General features: G+C 62.9%; 14 protein-coding genes. 5 read left to right on the forward strand and 9 right to left on the reverse strand.

Features of this window, described 5'->3' with window-relative positions; translation table 11 throughout:
* Nucleotides 1-23 precede the first annotated feature (23 nt).
* The 4 genes from ABI582_RS05795 to betI all read right to left on the reverse strand — a co-directional run bounded on the left by ABI582_RS05795 (nt 24) and on the right by betI (nt 5,974).
* Nucleotides 24-1,766, reverse strand: coding sequence for a potassium/proton antiporter (locus ABI582_RS05795; protein ID WP_019473139.1), 1,743 nt, complete (start codon nt 1,764-1,766; stop codon nt 24-26).
* Between the two features lie 264 nt (nt 1,767-2,030).
* Entirely contained in the window at nt 2,031-3,728 is a 1,698-nt protein-coding gene (betA, locus tag ABI582_RS05800; RefSeq protein WP_442118611.1) for a choline dehydrogenase, read from the reverse strand.
* Nucleotides 3,729-3,805: 77 nt separating this feature from the next.
* Entirely contained in the window at nt 3,806-5,278 is a 1,473-nt protein-coding gene (betB, locus tag ABI582_RS05805; RefSeq protein WP_016502024.1) for a betaine-aldehyde dehydrogenase, read from the reverse strand.
* Nucleotides 5,279-5,317: 39 nt separating this feature from the next.
* The gene (betI, locus tag ABI582_RS05810) at nt 5,318-5,974 is read right to left on the reverse strand and encodes a transcriptional regulator BetI (RefSeq protein ID WP_019473137.1); all 657 of its coding nucleotides are present in this window, start codon (nt 5,972-5,974) and stop codon (nt 5,318-5,320) included.
* Between the two features lie 536 nt (nt 5,975-6,510).
* Here betI and ABI582_RS05815 point away from each other — a divergent pair.
* Nucleotides 6,511-8,457 (forward strand): BCCT family transporter, encoded by a 1,947-nt coding sequence (locus ABI582_RS05815; protein ID WP_229609090.1) that lies wholly within the window; start codon nt 6,511-6,513, stop codon nt 8,455-8,457.
* 210 nt (nt 8,458-8,667) lie between these two features.
* Here the strand turns inward: ABI582_RS05815 and ABI582_RS05820 are convergent, their stop codons facing one another.
* From ABI582_RS05820 to gpmI, 4 genes are all read right to left on the reverse strand, one after another.
* Nucleotides 8,668-9,435, reverse strand: a complete 768-nt coding sequence (locus ABI582_RS05820; RefSeq protein WP_442118612.1) for a divergent polysaccharide deacetylase family protein — start codon at nt 9,433-9,435, stop codon at nt 8,668-8,670.
* A gap of 8 nt (nt 9,436-9,443) precedes the next feature.
* Nucleotides 9,444-10,760 (reverse strand): S41 family peptidase, encoded by a 1,317-nt coding sequence (locus ABI582_RS05825; RefSeq protein WP_016502020.1) that lies wholly within the window; start codon nt 10,758-10,760, stop codon nt 9,444-9,446.
* Between the two features lie 78 nt (nt 10,761-10,838).
* Nucleotides 10,839-12,146, reverse strand: coding sequence for a murein hydrolase activator EnvC family protein (locus tag ABI582_RS05830; protein WP_442118613.1), 1,308 nt, complete (start codon nt 12,144-12,146; stop codon nt 10,839-10,841).
* Between the two features lie 230 nt (nt 12,147-12,376).
* Nucleotides 12,377-13,912: a 2,3-bisphosphoglycerate-independent phosphoglycerate mutase gene (gene gpmI / locus ABI582_RS05835; RefSeq protein ID WP_442118614.1), complete on the reverse strand. Its 1,536-nt coding sequence runs from the start codon at nt 13,910-13,912 to the stop codon at nt 12,377-12,379.
* Between the two features lie 206 nt (nt 13,913-14,118).
* On the opposite strand from gpmI, the gene ABI582_RS05840 reads away from it, so the two are divergent.
* From ABI582_RS05840 to secB, 3 genes are read left to right on the forward strand one after another with little or no spacing between them, the layout of a single operon-like run.
* Nucleotides 14,119-14,532 carry a rhodanese-like domain-containing protein gene (locus ABI582_RS05840; protein ID WP_284353155.1) on the forward strand — a complete coding sequence of 138 codons (414 nt, stop codon included), beginning with the start codon at nt 14,119-14,121 and terminating at the stop codon, nt 14,530-14,532.
* Between the two features lies 1 nt (nt 14,533).
* The gene (gene grxC / locus ABI582_RS05845) at nt 14,534-14,788 is read left to right on the forward strand and encodes a glutaredoxin 3 (RefSeq protein WP_003249204.1); all 255 of its coding nucleotides are present in this window, start codon (nt 14,534-14,536) and stop codon (nt 14,786-14,788) included.
* Nucleotides 14,789-14,827: 39 nt separating this feature from the next.
* Nucleotides 14,828-15,313: a protein-export chaperone SecB gene (secB, locus tag ABI582_RS05850; RefSeq protein WP_016489596.1), complete on the forward strand. Its 486-nt coding sequence runs from the start codon at nt 14,828-14,830 to the stop codon at nt 15,311-15,313.
* A gap of 154 nt (nt 15,314-15,467) precedes the next feature.
* Here the strand turns inward: secB and trmL are convergent, their stop codons facing one another.
* The gene (gene trmL / locus ABI582_RS05855; protein ID WP_442118615.1) at nt 15,468-15,929 is read right to left on the reverse strand and encodes a tRNA (uridine(34)/cytosine(34)/5-carboxymethylaminomethyluridine(34)-2'-O)-methyltransferase TrmL; all 462 of its coding nucleotides are present in this window, start codon (nt 15,927-15,929) and stop codon (nt 15,468-15,470) included.
* On the opposite strand from trmL, the gene ABI582_RS05860 reads away from it, so the two are divergent.
* Nucleotides 15,928-16,365, forward strand: a complete 438-nt coding sequence (locus tag ABI582_RS05860) for a hypothetical protein (protein ID WP_338745491.1) — start codon at nt 15,928-15,930, stop codon at nt 16,363-16,365. The genes trmL and ABI582_RS05860 overlap by 2 nt on opposite strands.
* Nucleotides 16,366-16,704 lie beyond the last annotated feature (339 nt).

Here is a 16,704-nt window from a genome sequence, read left to right on the forward strand (position 1 = left end):
TGTGGATCCGGCAGAAACGAAGTTTAGAGGAACAATCCTGGTCCGGGTCGCGTTCCTTCGGGGAATCTGACGCCCACTTTCTGGATCTTGTTCCCGTCCATGGTTGCCACGGTCCAGATCGTGCCATGCCAATCGACCTGGTCACCTACTACTGGAGCGCCTCCGACCTTCTGTCGGATGAACTGCGCCAGCGGCATTTTCGCGTCCAGGCCATCGAGTTTCAGGCCGTAAAGTGCTGCCACCGCACCCAGTTCGGCATCGCCTTCGAGCACGAAGTCGCCAAAGAACCGCAGGTCCAGGCCACGCTGTGGTGCCTGGCTGAACAGCTTGCCCAGCGCCGGCAGGTTATGCTCGTGGCCGATCACGCAAAGCATGTCGCCCACTTCCAACACGGTACTGCCGGACGGGTGCAGCAGTTGCTCGCCACGGAACAGGGCGGCAATCCGCGTGCCTTCGGGCATTTTCAGCTCGCGCAGGGCGGCACCGATGCACCATTTTTCGGCGCCCAGGCGATACACGAACATTTCCCACTCGCTGGTGATGTGCACTTCCAGGGCTGAGCGGGAGATCGGCGCCGGGTCTGGCGGCACGGTCACTTTCAGCAGTTTGGCCATCCACGGCAGGCTGGTGCCTTGCACCAGCAGTGACACCAGCACGATGAAGAACGCCAGGTTGAAGAACAGCTGGGCGTCCGGCAGGCCGGCCATCAGCGGGAACACCGCCAGAATGATCGGTACCGCGCCGCGCAGGCCTACCCAGGAGATAAAGCCCTTTTCACGGCCATGGAAGGCCTTGAACGGCAGCAATGCAGCGACCACCGACAGCGGCCGCGCCACCAGAATCATCCACAATGCCAGGCCTAGCGCGGGCAAGGCGATGGGCAGCAAGTCGTGGGGCGTGACCAGCAGCCCCAGCACCAGGAACATGCCGATCTGGGCCAGCCAGGCCATGCCGTCGAGCATGTGCAGGATGCCGTGGCGGCTGCGGATGGGCTTGTTGCCCAGCACCAGGCCGCACAGGTACACGGCGAGGAAGCCGCTACCGTGCAGGGCGTTGGTCAGCGAAAACACCACCAGGCCGCCGGCTACCACGAGGATCGGGTACAGGCCACCGGCCAGGTTGATGCGGTTGACCAGCTGCAGCATCACCCAGCCGCCACCCAGGCCCAGCAGCCCGCCAATGCCGAATTCGCGCAACAGGTGGCCCAGCAGGCCCCAGTGCAGGCCGGTCTGGCCGCTGGCGATCATGTCGATCAGGGTGACCGTGAGGAACACCGCCATTGGGTCGTTGCTGCCCGACTCGATCTCGAGGGTGGCGGTAACCCGCTCGTTCAAGCCTTTGCCGCCCAGCAGCGAGAACACCGCAGCGGCGTCGGTGGAGCCGACGATGGCGCCGATCAGCAGGCCCTGGATCAGGCTCAGGTTGAACAGCCAGGCTGCAACCAGGCCGGTGAGGGCGGTGGTGATCATCACCCCGACCGTGGCCAGCGACAGCGCCGGCCACAGCGCCACGCGGAAGCTTGCTACCCGCGTGCGCAGGCCACCGTCCAGCAGGATCACAGCCAGTGCCAGGTTGCCCACCAGGTAGGCGGTCGGGTAGTTGTTGAAGATGATACCGCCACCATCGACACCGGCGACCATGCCGACGGCGAGGATGATGACCAGAATAGGGATGCCCAGGCGCGATGACAGGGAACTGACCAGGATACTTGCGCCCACCAGCAATGCGCCGATCAAGAACAGGCTGTTGATGGTGCTTGCATCCAAAGGCAGGTACTCCGGGACAGCGCGGGGAAATAGGACTAGATAGCATGCTGCTAGCAGGTCGCGTGCCAATCGATTCTAACCTGATGAATTGGCAGCATGTAAAGCGTTTCTGCAGATGTAGAAAAGGCACCGCGGTGGGTGCCTTTTCCTGTGTTGCCTGGGCGGGCCTCTTCGCAGCGCAAGGCTGCTCCTACAGGGGAATGCGCATTCCTGTAGGAGCAGCCTTGTGCTGCGAATGGGCCGCACAGCGGCCCCGGGGTTTTATCAGGCCTGCTTCACTTCACGCATCGGCTTGCCTTTCACCGGCGCATCACCTGCCACATAGTACTTGGCAGTGCTGCGCGGCAGCGGCTTGCGGCCACGGATCTTGTCCGAGATCTTCTCGGCAATCATGATCGTGGTGGCGTTGAGGTTGCCGGTGATGATCAGCGGCATGATCGAGGCATCGACCACACGCAGGCCTTTCATGCCATGCACGCGGCCTTCGCCGTCAACCACTGCCATGTCGTCGGTGCCCATCTTGCACGAGCAGGACGGGTGGAAGGCGGTTTCGGCGTGCTCGCGGATGAACTTGTCCAGCTGCTCGTCGGTTTGCACGTCGGCGCCCGGGCTGATCTCGCGGCCACGGTACGGGTCCAGCGCTGGCTGGGCCATGATTTCGCGGGTCAGGCGGATTCCGTCACGGAATTCCTGCCAGTCCTGCTCGGTGGACATGTAGTTGAACAGGATGCTCGGGTGCTGGCGCGGGTTTTTCGACTTGGCCTGGATGCGACCACGGGCAGGCGAGCGCATGGAACCCATGTGCGCCTGGAAGCCGTGTTCCTTCACGCCGTTGGAGCCGTTGTAGTTAATGGCCACCGGCAGGAAGTGGTACTGAATGTTCGGCCACTTGAATTCAGGGCGGGTACGGATGAAACCGCCAGCCTCGAACTGGTTGCTGGCGCCGATGCCGGTGCCGTTGAACAGCCACTCGGCACCGATGGCCGGCTGGTTCCACCACAGCAGCGATGGGTACAGCGATACCGGCTGGGTGCAGGCGTACTGCAGGTACAACTCCAGGTGGTCCTGCAGGTTTTCACCAACACCCGGCAGGTCGTGTACAACCGGGATGTCGAGGCTTTCCAGCAGGTGACGCGGGCCGACGCCGGAGCGCTGCAGCAGCTGCGGCGAAGCGATGGCGCCGGAGCTGACGATCACTTCCTTGCGGGCACGGGCTTCAACACGCTCTTCGCTGTCGCCGACCAGGTAGGTCACGCCAACGGCGCGCTTGCCGTCGAACAGTACGCGGTCGCTCAGGGCGTGGGTGACGATGGTCAGGTTCGGGCGCTTCTTGGCCTGGTCCAGGTAGCCACGGGCGGTGCTGGAGCGGCGGCCGTTCTTGGTGACCGAACGGTCCATCGGGCCGAAGCCTTCCTGCTGGTAGCCGTTGAGGTCTTCGGTGCGCGGGTAACCAGCCTGCACGCCGGCCTCGACCATGGCGTGGAACAGCGGGTTGTTGCCGGCCTTTGGCGTGGCAACGCTGACCGGGCCTTCACCACCGTGGTAATCGTTCGGGCCGATGTCACGGGTTTCGGCTTTACGGAAGTACGGCAGGCAATCCAGGTAGGTCCAGTCTTCCAGGCCTGGCAGCTCTGCCCAGCCGTCGAAGTCCATGGCGTTGCCGCGGATGTAGCACATGCCGTTGATCAGCGACGAGCCACCCAGGCCCTTGCCACGGCCACATTCCATGCGGCGGCCGTCCATGTGCGGCTCCGGGTCGGTCTCGTACGCCCAGTTGTAGCGGCGGCCTTGCAGCGGGAAGGCCAGGGCGGCTGGCATCTGGGTGCGGAAGTCGAAGCGGTAGTCGGGGCCACCGGCTTCCAGCAGCAGTACGGTGACGCCGGCGTCTTCGGTCAGGCGGGTGGCCAGGGTGTTACCGGCCGAACCGGCACCGACGATGATGTAATCGAATTCTTGGGACATGAAAGTACCCTCGTGTTGGCGGTGATCAGGGAGCGGGAACGCCCGTGCACAGCGGCACGGGCGTGGCTAGACAGGGCTTAGAAAACCGAGTTGTAGCCGCCCAGCTCGACCTGGACCGACTTGATGCGAGTGTATTGAGCCAGCGAGCTGACGCCGTTCTCACGGCCGACGCCCGACTGCTTGTAGCCACCGACCGGCATTTCGGCCGGCGATTCACCCCAGGCGTTGATCCAGCAGATGCCGGCTTCCAGCTTGTGGATGATGCGGTGGGCGCGGGTGATGTCGTTGGTGCACACACCGGCGGCCAGGCCGTACTCGGTGTCGTTGGCACGACGGATCACTTCTTCTTCGGTCTCGTAGGACAGGATGCTCATGACCGGGCCGAAGATCTCTTCCTTGACGATGGTCATGTCGTCGGTGCAGTCGGTGAACACGGTCGGGGCCACGAAGGCGCCCTTGGCGAAGTCACCTTCGGTCAGACGCTCGCCGCCGCACAGTACGCGGGCACCTTCTTCTTTACCCTTGGCGATGTAGCCCAGCACGTTTTCCATGTGGGCGAAGCTGACCAGCGGGCCGAAGTTGGTGTTTTCGTCTTCCGGGTTGCCAACGCGGATGCGGGCAACACGCTCGGCGATCTTGGCTTCGAAAGCAGCTTTCATTTCAGCCGGGATGAACACGCGGGTGCCGTTGGTGCACACCTGGCCCGAGCTGTAGAAGTTGGCCATCATGGCGATGTCGGCGGCCTTGTCCAGGTCGGCGTCGGCGCAGATGATCAGTGGCGACTTGCCGCCCAGTTCCATGGTGACTTCCTTCAGCGAGGAGCTGGAGGCGCTGGCCATGACTTTCTTGCCGGTGGTGGTGCCGCCGGTGAAGGAGACTTTTTCGATGCGCGGGTGCTCGGTCAGCCAGGTGCCGACTTCGCGGCCGCTGCCGGTCAGCACGTTGAACACGCCATTTGGCAGGCCGGCTTCGGTGTAGATCTCGGCCAGTTTCAGGGTGGTCAGCGAGGTGACTTCCGACGGCTTGAAGATCATCGCGTTGCCGGCGGCCAGGGCCGGGGCGGATTTCCACAGGGCGATCTGGATCGGGTAGTTCCAGGCGCCGATACCCACGGTCACGCCCAGCGGCTCGCGGCGGGTGTAGACGAAGGACGATTCGCGCAGCGGGATCTGCTCGCCTTCGATGGCCGGTACCAGGCCTGCATAGTATTCCAGCACGTCGGCGCCGGTGACGATGTCGACATAGCGGGTTTCGGAGTATGACTTGCCGGTGTCCAGGGTTTCCAGCTGGGCCAGCTCATCGTTGCGCTCGCGCAGGATGTCAACGGCGCGGCGCAGGATGCGCGAACGCTGCATGGCGGTCATCGCAGCCCAGACTTTCTGGCCACGCTCGGCGCTTTCGACAGCTTTCTCGACGTCAGCCTCGGTGGCACGTTGCACGTGGGCGAGGACTTCGCCGGTAGCCGGGTTGATGGCTTCGAAAGTGGCATCGCTGCCAGCGTCGACGTAAGCGCCATCAATGTAGAGTTTTTGCGTTCCGAAACGGGCCATAGTGTCCTCGCAAGTGCAGTGTGTGGTTTGGCTTGCGCGTCACGCTCCTGCTGGGTTGGCAAGGGCCGTGCGTGCTGGTTCAGCGGCCTGGTCGTTTGTGCCCAGGGTGTGCTGTTTAGCCAGTTGTAGATCCATGTATTCGTAAGCAATCCGTATCGCCTGGTCGGTGTCGAATGCATCACCCGACAGGGCGCCACGCAGCCACAGGCCGTCGATCAGGGCTGCCAGGCCGCGGGCTGCCTTACGCGCATGGTAGAGCGGCAGGGCGCGGCGGAACTGGCAGCACAGGTTGGAATACAAGCGGTGGTCGTTGATCCGCTGCAACCTGTGCAAATCGGGCTGGTGCATGCTGGAAGCCCAGAAGGCCAACCAGGTTTTCATTGCCGGGCCGTTCACCTGGCTGGCATCGAAGTTGCCCTCGATGATCACTTTCAGGTGAGCGCGCGGGCTGTCGTCCGTCAGGGCCTGACGGCGTGCTCTGACGCCTTCGTTGAGCATGCTCATGATGTAACCCATCGTCGCTGCTATCAGGCCGTTCTTGTCCCGAAAGTAGTGACTGATGATGCCGTTCGACACACCGGCCAAACGGGCAATCAGCGCAATGCTGGCGTCCCCCAGACCGACCTGATCGACCGCCTGCAACGTGGCTTCGATCAACTGCTGGCGGCGGATGGGTTGCATACCGACCTTGGGCATCTTGCTATCTCCTCAGGCCTGCGAGCAGACGACGGGCGGCTGACTCGGCGAAGGCCAGTCTATTTTGTTTTGATTGAACGTTCAATCAATAAAGAATAAGCTCTGCGACAATTTGTGCCATTGACAGTTTTTCAGGCGGTCGAGAAGGCACGGATTGACACCCCAGGAAATCGTGTAACCCCCGGAATACAAGGCGTTGACGGGCATGAGCGATGCGAAATGCAGATTCTGCCGTACGGCCACGTGCCCTGCGACAGGCCCTTGGAGCGGGCGGGGTGATCTGTGACGAATGCGCGCACCTCTGCGGATGCGTGGGCATTTTCTGCAGGCCACCTGTCTGTTTTTTTGCAACGTATCGATTCGGGATCACGGTTTCCAGGGTGCTTTTATAACACCTGACGCAGTGGGGATATTCCACCAATTGCTCGGGAAAGAATGATTAGCCTCCACAAAGCCGTACTGCCCGGAGCATTCGTGCAATGAGTTCTGCCTCACTTACCAAGCCCCCCGCCGAGAGGGTACGGGTCAACCGCGTAGTGTTCTTCACCTCCGCGCTGATGATCCTTGTTCTGACTGCCTTGCTGATCGCTGTACCCGATACTGCCGGCCAGGTGCTGGGCGTGGCCCAGAAATGGCTGACGCGTACCTTTGGCTGGTACTACATGCTGGTGATCTGTGGTTACCTGCTGTTCGTCGTCTACCTGGCCTTCTCCGATTACGGCAAGCTCAAGCTGGGTGGCAAGGACGACCAGCCTGACTTCAGCTACGGCGCCTGGGCCGGCATGCTGTTCTCTTCCGGCATCGGCATTTCGCTGCTGTACTTCGGCGCTTCCGAGCCGCTGGACCACTACTTCAACCCACCAGAAGGTACCCCGGCCAGCCTCGAAGCTGCGCGCCAGGGCCTGCAGCTGACCTTCCTGCACTGGGGCCTGCATGGCTGGGCGATCTACGCCCTGGTCGGCCTGGCCGTGGGTTACTTTGCCTACCGTCACAACCAGCCGCTGGCACTGCGCTCGGCGCTGTACCCGCTGGTGGGTGAGCGTTGGGTCAAGGGTGCTGCCGGCAACGCGGTGGACATCTTCGGCATGTTCGTGACCCTGCTGGGCCTGGTGACCAACCTGGGGATCGGCTCGATGCAGGTGTCCTCGGGGCTTGAATACCTGTTCGGCATGGAGCACAGCCAGACCAACCTGCTGGTGGTGATCCTGGTCATGGCCGGCGTGGCTACCGTAGCGGCGGTATCGGGCGTGGAAAACGGCATTCGCCGGCTGTCCAACCTGAACATCCTGCTGTTCAGCGGCCTGCTGCTGTTCGTGCTGCTGGCGGGCAACACCCTGCACCTGTTCAACGGTTTTGTGCAGAACGTTGGCGACTACCTCAACGGCATCGTGCTGAAAACCTTCGACCTGTACGTGTACGAAGGCGAAGCCGGCAAGTCCGAGCGCTGGCTGGGCCTGTGGACCGTGTTCTACTGGGCCTGGTGGATCTCCTGGGGCCCGTTCGTCGGCATGTTCATTGCCCGTATCTCCAAGGGCCGTACCGTGCGCCAACTGGTCAGCGGCGTACTGTTGATCCCGCTAGGCTTCACCTTGGCCTGGCTGTCGATCTTCGGCAACACCGCACTGGACCTGGTGATCAACCAGGGGGCGGTGGAGCTGGGCAAGACCGCGCTGGAACAGCCGTCAATGTCGATCTACCAGCTGCTGGAATACTTCCCGGCGGCGAAGATCGTGATTGGTGTGGCGGTATTTGTCGGCTTTGTGCTGTTCCTTACCCCGGCCGACTCCGGTGCGGTGATGATGGCCAACCTGTCGTGCAAAGGCGGCAAGGTCGATGAAGACGCCCCGCACTGGATGGTGGTGTTCTGGTCGGTGGTCATCACCCTGGTCACCATCGGCCTGCTGTTTGCCGGCAACTTCGAAGCCATGCAGACCATGGTCGTGCTGGCGGGCCTGCCGTTCTCGGTGGTGCTGGTGCTGTTCATGTTCGGCCTGTACAAGGCAATGAAGCAGGACGTTGCAGTAGAAAGCGAACGCGCCGAGCTGGCCGCCCGTGGCCGTCGCGGTTTCAGCGAGCGCCTGACCCAGCTGGAGCTGCAGCCGACCCAGGCTGTGGTGCAGCGCTTCATGGACAAGCAGGTCAGCCCGGCGCTGAAAGAAGCGGCCGCGCAGTTGCAGACCCTGGGCTTCGAGGTGGAAACCCGCGTTGGCCAGTCGCGCAACATGATGGGCCTGCGGGTGATGATGGACGAGGGTAACCCGTTCGTTTACGAAGTGAGCCTGGACGGCTACATGGCCGCGCCGAGCGAGGCGCCGGTTGAAGGCGAACCGGAAGTGCGTCAGCGCTACTACCGCGCCGAGGTGTACCTGCACGACGGCAGCCAGGAGTATGACCTGATGGGCTTTGCGCCGGAGCAGATCGTGCGTGATGTGCTGGATCAGTTCGAAAGCCACCGCCAGTTGCTGGGGCGTGTGTACAGCTGATTGCAGTTGATGCAAACAAAACCCCGCTCACTGAGCGGGGTTTTTTTATACCTTGAAGGTTGCGCGGCCGATTGTAGGAGCGGCCTTGTGTCGCGAAAGGGGCGCGCAGCGGCCCAAAGGTTTCAGCATTGATGCAGACATTGCCGGGGCTGCTTCGCAGCCCTTTCGCGACACGAGGCCGCTCCTACAAAGAGCGCGGAGGTGCTGAAATCAGCGATTGGTGTAGCGGCCATTCTTGCCATGCCCAGGCATCGCCTGGTTGCTGCGCACGGCGATCATCTGGCTGAGCCTGATCAGTTCGATGCCCTGGGCCTTGAGCTGCGGCAGTGCCCGTTCCAGCACTTCGAGGGTTTGTGGGTAAGGATGCCCGATCAATACTGCAGACCCTTGCTTGCGCGCCAGGGTGATGCCTTGCTGCAACTGCCCGGTGATCGCCTCGGTAGTGCGCACATCGTCGAGGAACACATCCCGCGAAACGTGGGCCAGGCCGATGCGCTGGGCCTCGGCTGCGGCCACGGTGGCGGCGCTGGTGCGGCTGTCGACGAAGAACAGGTGGCGTTGCTGCAGTTCACCCATCAACCAGGCCATGGGTTCGCGCTGCGCCGTCATGCGGCTGCCCATGTGGTTGTTGATGCCGGCCGCGTAGGGCACCTTCGCCAAGGCCGCCTCCAGGCGGCGGGCCAGTTCCTCGATGGCGATGTCCGGGTGCCAGGCATAGGGCCCGGTGGCCGGGTCCATGGGCATGTGCAGGATCACCGTCTTGCCGGCCTTGTGGGCCTGGCGGGCGAAGTCGCTGGCATGCGGGGTGTCGGGCATGATCGCCATGGTCACCGGCCCAGGCAGGGCCAGGGTTCGGCTGTCACGGTCGGGGCTTTGGCCCAGGTCGTCGATGATGATGCTCATGTAGGCCTTGCCGGCCGGCGCCGCTTGCGCGACCCCGGCCAACAGGCAGAACAACAGACACAGCAGGTAACGCATCGTGTGGATCATTTGCCCGAGGTGATGTTCAGCCCTTTGAGCAGGCTCAGGGCCTGGCTCAGCTGGAAGTCATCGTCCTGCGGGCGTTCCTTGCGCTTGCTGCTGCCGGTCGGGCGGTCGGCGCCGCCGTTGCCGTTGCCCAAGTGCCCCTGCAGGTCGGCTTCCTTGAAGTTTTCGGTGTCGACTTCGGCGGTGAGCTTGGCCGGGCGCACTTCGATGTCCGGGACGATGCCCTGGGCCTGGATCGAGCGGCCGTTGGGGGTGTAGTACAGCGCGGTGGTGAGTTTCAGGGCGCGGTCGTTGGCCAGCGGCAGCACGGTTTGCACCGAGCCTTTGCCGAAGCTGTCGGTACCCATCAGCACGGCGCGCTTCTGGTCCTGCAGGGCACCGGCGACGATCTCGGAGGCCGAGGCACTGCCGCCGTTGATCAGCACCACCAGTGGCACGCCTTCGCTGGCGTCGGCCGGGTCGGCCGAGAAGCGCAGTTCGGAGTTGGCGATGCGGCCCTTGGTGTAGACGATCAGGCCCTTGGTCAGGAAGTGGTCGGCCACTTCCACTGCCGACTGCAATACGCCGCCCGGGTTGTTGCGCAGGTCCAGCACTACGCCGCGCAACTTCTTGCCGTTGTCCTTGCGCAACTTGGCCAGCGCCTTGCCCACTTCGTCGCCGGTCTTGACCTGGAACTGGGTGATGCGGATGTAGCCGTAGTCGTTCTCCAGCAACTGGCTCTTCACGCTCTTGACCTGGATGACCGCGCGGGCCAGGGTCACGTCGAACGGATTGCCGCCGTCGCGCACCAGGGTCAGGGTGATCTTCTCGCCGATCTTGCCGCGCATCTTGTCGACCGCTTCGGTCATGGTCTGGCCACGGGTCGGGGCGCCATTGATCTTGACGATCAGGTCGCCCGCCTGCACACCGGCACGCGAAGCCGGGGTGTCGTCGATGGGCGAGACCACCTTGATGAACCCGTCTTCCTGGCCCACTTCGATGCCCAGCCCGCCGAACTCGCCGCTGGTGCTTTCCTGCAGCTCCTGGAAGTCCTCGGGGCCGAGGTAGGCGGAGTGCGGGTCGAGGTTGCTGAGCATGCCCTTGATGGCGTTTTCCAGCAGGGTCTTGTCATCCACCGGTTCGACGTAGGCAGCCTTGATGCGGTCCATGACCTCGGCGAAGGTGCGCAGCTCTTCCAGCGGCAGCGGCGCCTTGGCGGTCACCTCGGTGGCTGGCACTGCGGCGGCCTTGGCCGGCTCTGCGGCGGTGGCCAGGGGCGCGCCGACCGCCAGGGCGATGGACAGGGCCAGCTGGGTGAGACGAGGCGAGTGCAGCATGTCGAACGAACTCCTGATCCTGTAAGCGCTCCCTGGGGAGCATCGGCGCAGCATTCAGGCTACGCCGTAGAAATTTGACTAGCCCCGGCACCACTGCGAAGGGTCGGTAGGCCGACCCTGCTGGCGGATGGCGAAGTACAAGCCTGCCGCGTCCTGGCCACCGCTGTCGCCAACGGTGGAAATGGCTTCACCGGCCTTGACGATATCACCGGCGCTCTTGAGCAGGCTCTGGTTGTGGCCGTACAGGCTCAGGTAACCGTTGCCATGGTCGAGAATGACCAGAAGCCCGGCGCCGCGCAACCAGTCGGCAAACACCACGCGCCCGCCGTGCACCGCACGTACCTGGGTGCCCGGGTTGGCGCTGATCATCACCCCGTCCCACTTGGCACGGGCGTCGCTGCCGCGGGCATCACCGAAGCGTGCCAGCAATCGACCGTTCACGGGCCATGGAAGTTTTCCCCGCGCTGAAGAAAATGCGCCGCCGTAGCTTGCGCCGTCGGTGGAAACCATTGGGCCGAGGGTGGTGCGGGCCTTTTTCGGTGGTTCCACGGGCTCCTGGGCCTGCTTGCGGGCGGCGGCGGCGGCCAGGGCTTCCTGCTGGCGGCGTTTTTCCGCTTCCTGCTGGGCCAGCAAGGCTTTCTTGCGGGCTTCTTCCGCTTCGCGGGCCTGTCGGGCCAGGGTTTCCTCGATGGTCTTGAGGACTTTGGCCAGGTCGGCCTGGTCCTGCTCGCGGGCCTGCAACTTCTGGTCGCGATCCTTCATGTCGCCATTTAGCTTGGCCAGCACCTGCTGGCGCTTGCCTCGCTCGGTTTCCAGGGCCTGGCGGCGGCTGTCGAGGTCGGCGCGCTGGGCCAGCAACTGTTGCTGCTGGCCCGCAATGTCCTGCTCGACGTTGGCCAACTGGCGCAAGGTCTCGTTGAAGGTGCGCAATTGCTCCAGGCGCGCCTTGCTCAGGTAATCGTAGTAGGTGAGGGTGCGCGCGAACTTCTCGGGGTTCTGCTGGTTGAGCAGCAGCTTGAGGTATTCCTCGCGGCCGTTGTTCTGGTAGGCCGAACGGGCCTGAATGGCGATCAGTCGCTGTTGTTCAACGCGGGCGCTCTGGAGTTTTTTTTTCTCGGTTTCAAGGCGCTCCAGATCGCCCTCGGTCTTTTTTAGCTCTTGCTGTAGAGCCTCCACCTGTTTTTCGAGATCGCCGATGTCGGTCTCGGTGGCTTTGAGGTCCTTTTGCACACCGGCCTTTTCTTCCTGGAGCTTGCCCAGCGTCTTCTTGAGCTCGGCAATGTCCTGGCGGGTGGCGTCCAGTTGCTGCTGGGTCTGCGCACGCTCATCGGCGAAGGCCGGGCTGAGCAGGCAAGACAGGGCGAGTAGGATCAGGGCGCGAAGCATGGGGTTTGGCGTACCAAGGATGGAGACTGGCCTAGTATGCCCGCCCGGGCAGGCAAAAAAAACGCCTCACTGCGGGAGCAGGGGGGCGTTGGTCTGGAATTCATGTGCAATCGGGGCCGCTTCGCGGCCCTTCGCGGGCATGCCCGCTCCCACAAAAGCAGCGAGTGCAGCCGGTTCTGTGGGAGCGGGCGTGCCCGCGAAGGGTCGCGAAGCGGCCCCAATACACCGAATCAGGCGTCGACCAGAATCGACGTACCGGTCATTTCCACCGGCTTTTCCAGCCCCAGCAGCTTCAGCATGGTCGGCGCCACGTCGGCCAGCACGCCGCCATCGCGGACCTTGACGTTGCGCTTGCCCACATAAATGAACGGCACCGGCTCGGTGGTGTGCGCGGTGTGCGCCTGGCCGGTGCATTCGTCTTCCATCTGCTCGACGTTGCCGTGGTCGGCGGTAATCAGCGCTTCGCCGTCTACCTTTTCCAGCGCTTCGACAATGCGCCCTACACAGGTATCCAGCGCTTCGACTGCCTTGACCGCCGCCTCGAACACGCCCGTGTGGCCAACCATGTCGCCGTTGGCGTAGTTGACCACGATCACGTCGTAACGCTGCTGCTCGATGGCTTCGACAATGCGGTCGGTCACTTCTGGTGCGTTCATTTCCGGCTGCAGGTCGTAGGTGGCAACCTTCGGCGACGGGATCAGGATGCGTTCTTCGCCTTCGAACGGCTCTTCACGCCCGCCCGAGAAGAAGAAGGTAACGTGGGCGTACTTCTCGGTCTCGGCGATGCGCAGCTGGGTCTTGCCGTTCTTGGCCAGGTACTCGCCCAGCACATTGTTCAGGCTGGACGGTGCAAAGGCTGCGGGGGCCGGGATCTTGGCCGAGTACTGGGTCAGGCCGATGTAGGCCGCCAGTTTTGGCAGGCGGGCACGCGGGAACTCGTTGAAGTCGGCTTCGACGAACGCACGCGACAGCTCGCGGGCGCGGTCGGCGCGGAAGTTCATGAAGATCACGGCATCGCCATCTTCGACCTTGACCGCTTCACCAATGCGCGTGGCCTTGACGAACTCGTCGCTCTCGTCACGGGCGTAGGCCGCTTCCAGGCCGGCCTGGGCGGTGTCGGCGGTGTACTCGGCGGCGCTGTCGACGATCAGGTTGTAGGCGGCACTGACACGGTCCCAGCGGTTGTCGCGGTCCATGGCAAAGTAGCGGCCGATCAGGGTGGCGATGCGGCCCTTGCCCAGCTTGGCGAAAGTGCCGTCGAGCAGTTCGATGGACGACTGTGCGCTGCGTGGCGGGGTGTCGCGGCCGTCGAGGAAGGCGTGCAGGTAGATTTTTTCTGCACCGCGCTGCGCAGCCAGTTCGGCCATGGCCACCAGGTGGTCCTGGTGGCTGTGCACGCCACCATCGGACAGCAGGCCGAGGATGTGCACGGCCTTGCCGGCACTGGCGGCCTTGTCCACGGCAGCGGTGAGCACCGGGTTCTCGAAGAACTCGCCATCGCGGATGGCTTTGGTGACGCGGGTGAAGTCCTGGTAGACGACGCGGCCGGCCCCCAGGTTCATGTGACCGACTTCGGAGTTGCCCATCTGCCCGTCCGGCAGGCCGACATCCATGCCCGAGCCGGAGATGAGGCCATGCGGCTGGGTGGCGCGCAGGCGATCATAGACCGGCGTATTGGCGGCAAAGATAGCGTTGTGTTCGGGGATTTCGCTGTGGCCGAAGCCATCCAGGATAATCAGGACCAGGGGTTTGGGCGTGCTCGTCATCAATCAAACTCACGGTTGTTCAAAGATGATAAAGACACGCATTTTAGGGCAAATACGCCACCTGCGGCGAATATTCGTCCTGTTCCCTGACCAGCGCGGCCAATGCGGCAACATGAAGGTACCTTTGCGGCCGGCCCGTCGGGCTTTGGTGGTACTGGGGGGCTGTGTATACTGGCCGGCATTTTCAATCGCCTGGAACACCGCTGATGGTTGCTCACCTGATTCAATTCGCGACAGATCACTACATCCTGGTTGCGATCTTCGTTGTTCTGCTGGTACTGCTGCTGCTCAATGAAATCCGCCGTGGCGGCCAGAGCCTGAGCAATGGCCAACTGACCGCCCTGGTCAATGCCGACAAGGGCCTGGTCCTCGACATCCGTACTGCCAAGGAATACGCCGCCGGCCACATCGTCGGTGCGATCAACATTCCGCAGGACAAGCTGGCCGCCCGCATGAGCGAGCTGGACAAGCACAAAGAGAAGACCCTGATCGTCGTCGACGCAATGGGCCAGCAGTCCGGCACCCACTGCCGCGAACTGCTCAAGGCTGGTTACACCGCCGCCAAACTGAGCGGTGGCGTTTCCAGCTGGAAAGCCGATAACCTGCCCCTGGTGAAGTGATATGAAGCCCGTCATCGTCTATTCCAGCGACTACTGCCCCTACTGCATGCGCGCCAAGTACCTGCTCGAGAGCAAGGGCGTGGCCTTCGAAGAAATCAAGGTCGACGGCAAGCCGCAGGTTCGTGCCGAGATGAGCCAGAAGGCTGGCCGTACGTCGGTGCCGCAGATCTGGATCGGCAGCACCCATGTCGGTGGATGCGATGACCTCTATGCCCTGGAGCGCGCCGGCAAGCTCGACGCGCTGCTGGCGGCCTGATTTGCACTGCATTCAAAAACATTAGGATAAGGACCTGCCATGACTGACCAACAGACCAACGGCGCTGCTGCAGAAGACAACAGCCCTCAGTTCTCCCTGCAGCGCATCTATGTGCGCGACCTGTCGTTCGAGGCCCCAAAAAGCCCGCAGATCTTCCGCCAGACCTGGGAGCCGAGCGTTGCGCTGGACCTGAACACCAAGCAGAAAGCCCTGGAAGGTGACTTCCACGAAGTGGTGCTGACCCTGTCGGTAACCGTCAAGAACGGTGACGAAGTGGCTTTCATTGCTGAAGTGCAGCAGGCCGGTATCTTCCTGATCGCCAACCTGGATGCGGCTTCGATGAGCCACACCCTGGGTGCGTTCTGCCCGAACATCCTGTTCCCGTACGCCCGTGAGACCCTGGACAGCCTGGTGACCCGCGGTTCGTTCCCGGCCCTGATGCTGTCGCCGGTCAACTTCGACGCCCTGTACGCGCAAGAAATGCAGCGCATGCAGGAAGCCGGCGAAGTGCCGACCGTTCAGTAATCACTGCCGGTATCAAGAAAGCGCCTCTCGGGGCGCTTTTTTGTTGCCTGTTCCGGCCTCTTCGCGGGGCAAGCCCGCTCCCACATTGAACTGTGTACGCCAAACCCTTGTGGGAGCGGGCTTGCCCCGCGAAGAGGCCGGCCCTGCCAATGCATCAGCTACCGGCAAACCCGTTCTGCCGCCAGGCCTCATACACCGTCACCGCCACGGTATTGGACAGGTTCAGGCTACGGCACCCCGGCCGCATCGGCAGGCGCAGGCGTTGTTCGGCCGGCAGGCTGTCCAGCACCTCGGCCGGCAACCCGCGGCTCTCTGGCCCGAACAGGAAGGCGTCGCCCGGCTGATAGACCACTTCATGGAACGGGTGCGAGCCCTTGGTGGTAAAGGCGAACAGCCGTGGATTACCCAGGCTTGCCAGGCATCCGGCCAGGCTCTCGTGGCGCTTGAGCGTGGCATACTCATGGTAATCCAGCCCCGCGCGACGCAGGCGCTTGTCATCCAGTTCGAAGCTGATGGGTTCGATCAGGTGCAGGTCGCAGCCGCTGTTGGCGCACAGACGAATGATGTTGCCGGTATTCGGCGGAATTTCTGGTTGAAAAAGGATGACGTGAAACATGCACGGCTCCAAGCGTGAAGATGACGGGCATTCTACCCCTGAACCGGACGTGCGTTCGAAGGCCTTCCCACGGGTAATGCTGTCACTGGCGATTGTCGGTCTGATGGTAGGGCTGATGATCGGCCGCCTGACCGCGCCCGACGAGCGTGAGTTGCAACAGGTGGAGGTGGTGCAGGATGGCCTGACGCTGTGGTTCAACGAAGAGCCCAAGCTGCATGGCGAGAATGTGGAAGGCACGGTTGCGCTGCTGTTCCAGGCTCAGGGTAAGGCCCAGCAAGGGCAATTGAGCCTGCAAGGCAAACCGGTCAGCTGGCGGGTGCAGAAGAGTGACGAAGGGTTGCTGCTGACGGTGATTGCCGCGCGTCCCCTGCACGGCGAGTGGGCCGGTGCAGAGGACGATGGGCGTTGGCGGGTGCAGGTGACACTGCACGAATAAAAGAGGGGATGTCCCGGCCTGCCTGTACCAGGGTCCCCAAAAGGGGTTACTGCGTATAAAGGGGGGATGACCCGGCCTGCCTGTACCGAGGTCCCCAAAACGGGCGGTGCTGCGAATAAAAGAGGGGTTCACCCGGCCTGCCTGTACCAGGGCCCCCGAAACTGGGTATGTATTAGCTATTGCAGGGGGCGTGCCAATTTTGCAAAGCCCGTGAATGTTGGGCTTTGAGGGGGATTTGGCCGGGTTTTGAGGGGATTTGTGCCTTCCAGAGGTGCATCGGGCACAGGATCGGTGCATCGGGGCTGAAATAGCTGGGGCCGCTTTGCGGCCCTTTCGCGG

The sequence above is a fragment of the Pseudomonas sp. SAS7 genome (genome assembly GCF_052112345.1).
GTDB classification, from domain to species: Bacteria; Pseudomonadota; Gammaproteobacteria; order Pseudomonadales; family Pseudomonadaceae; genus Aquipseudomonas; species Aquipseudomonas putida_Q.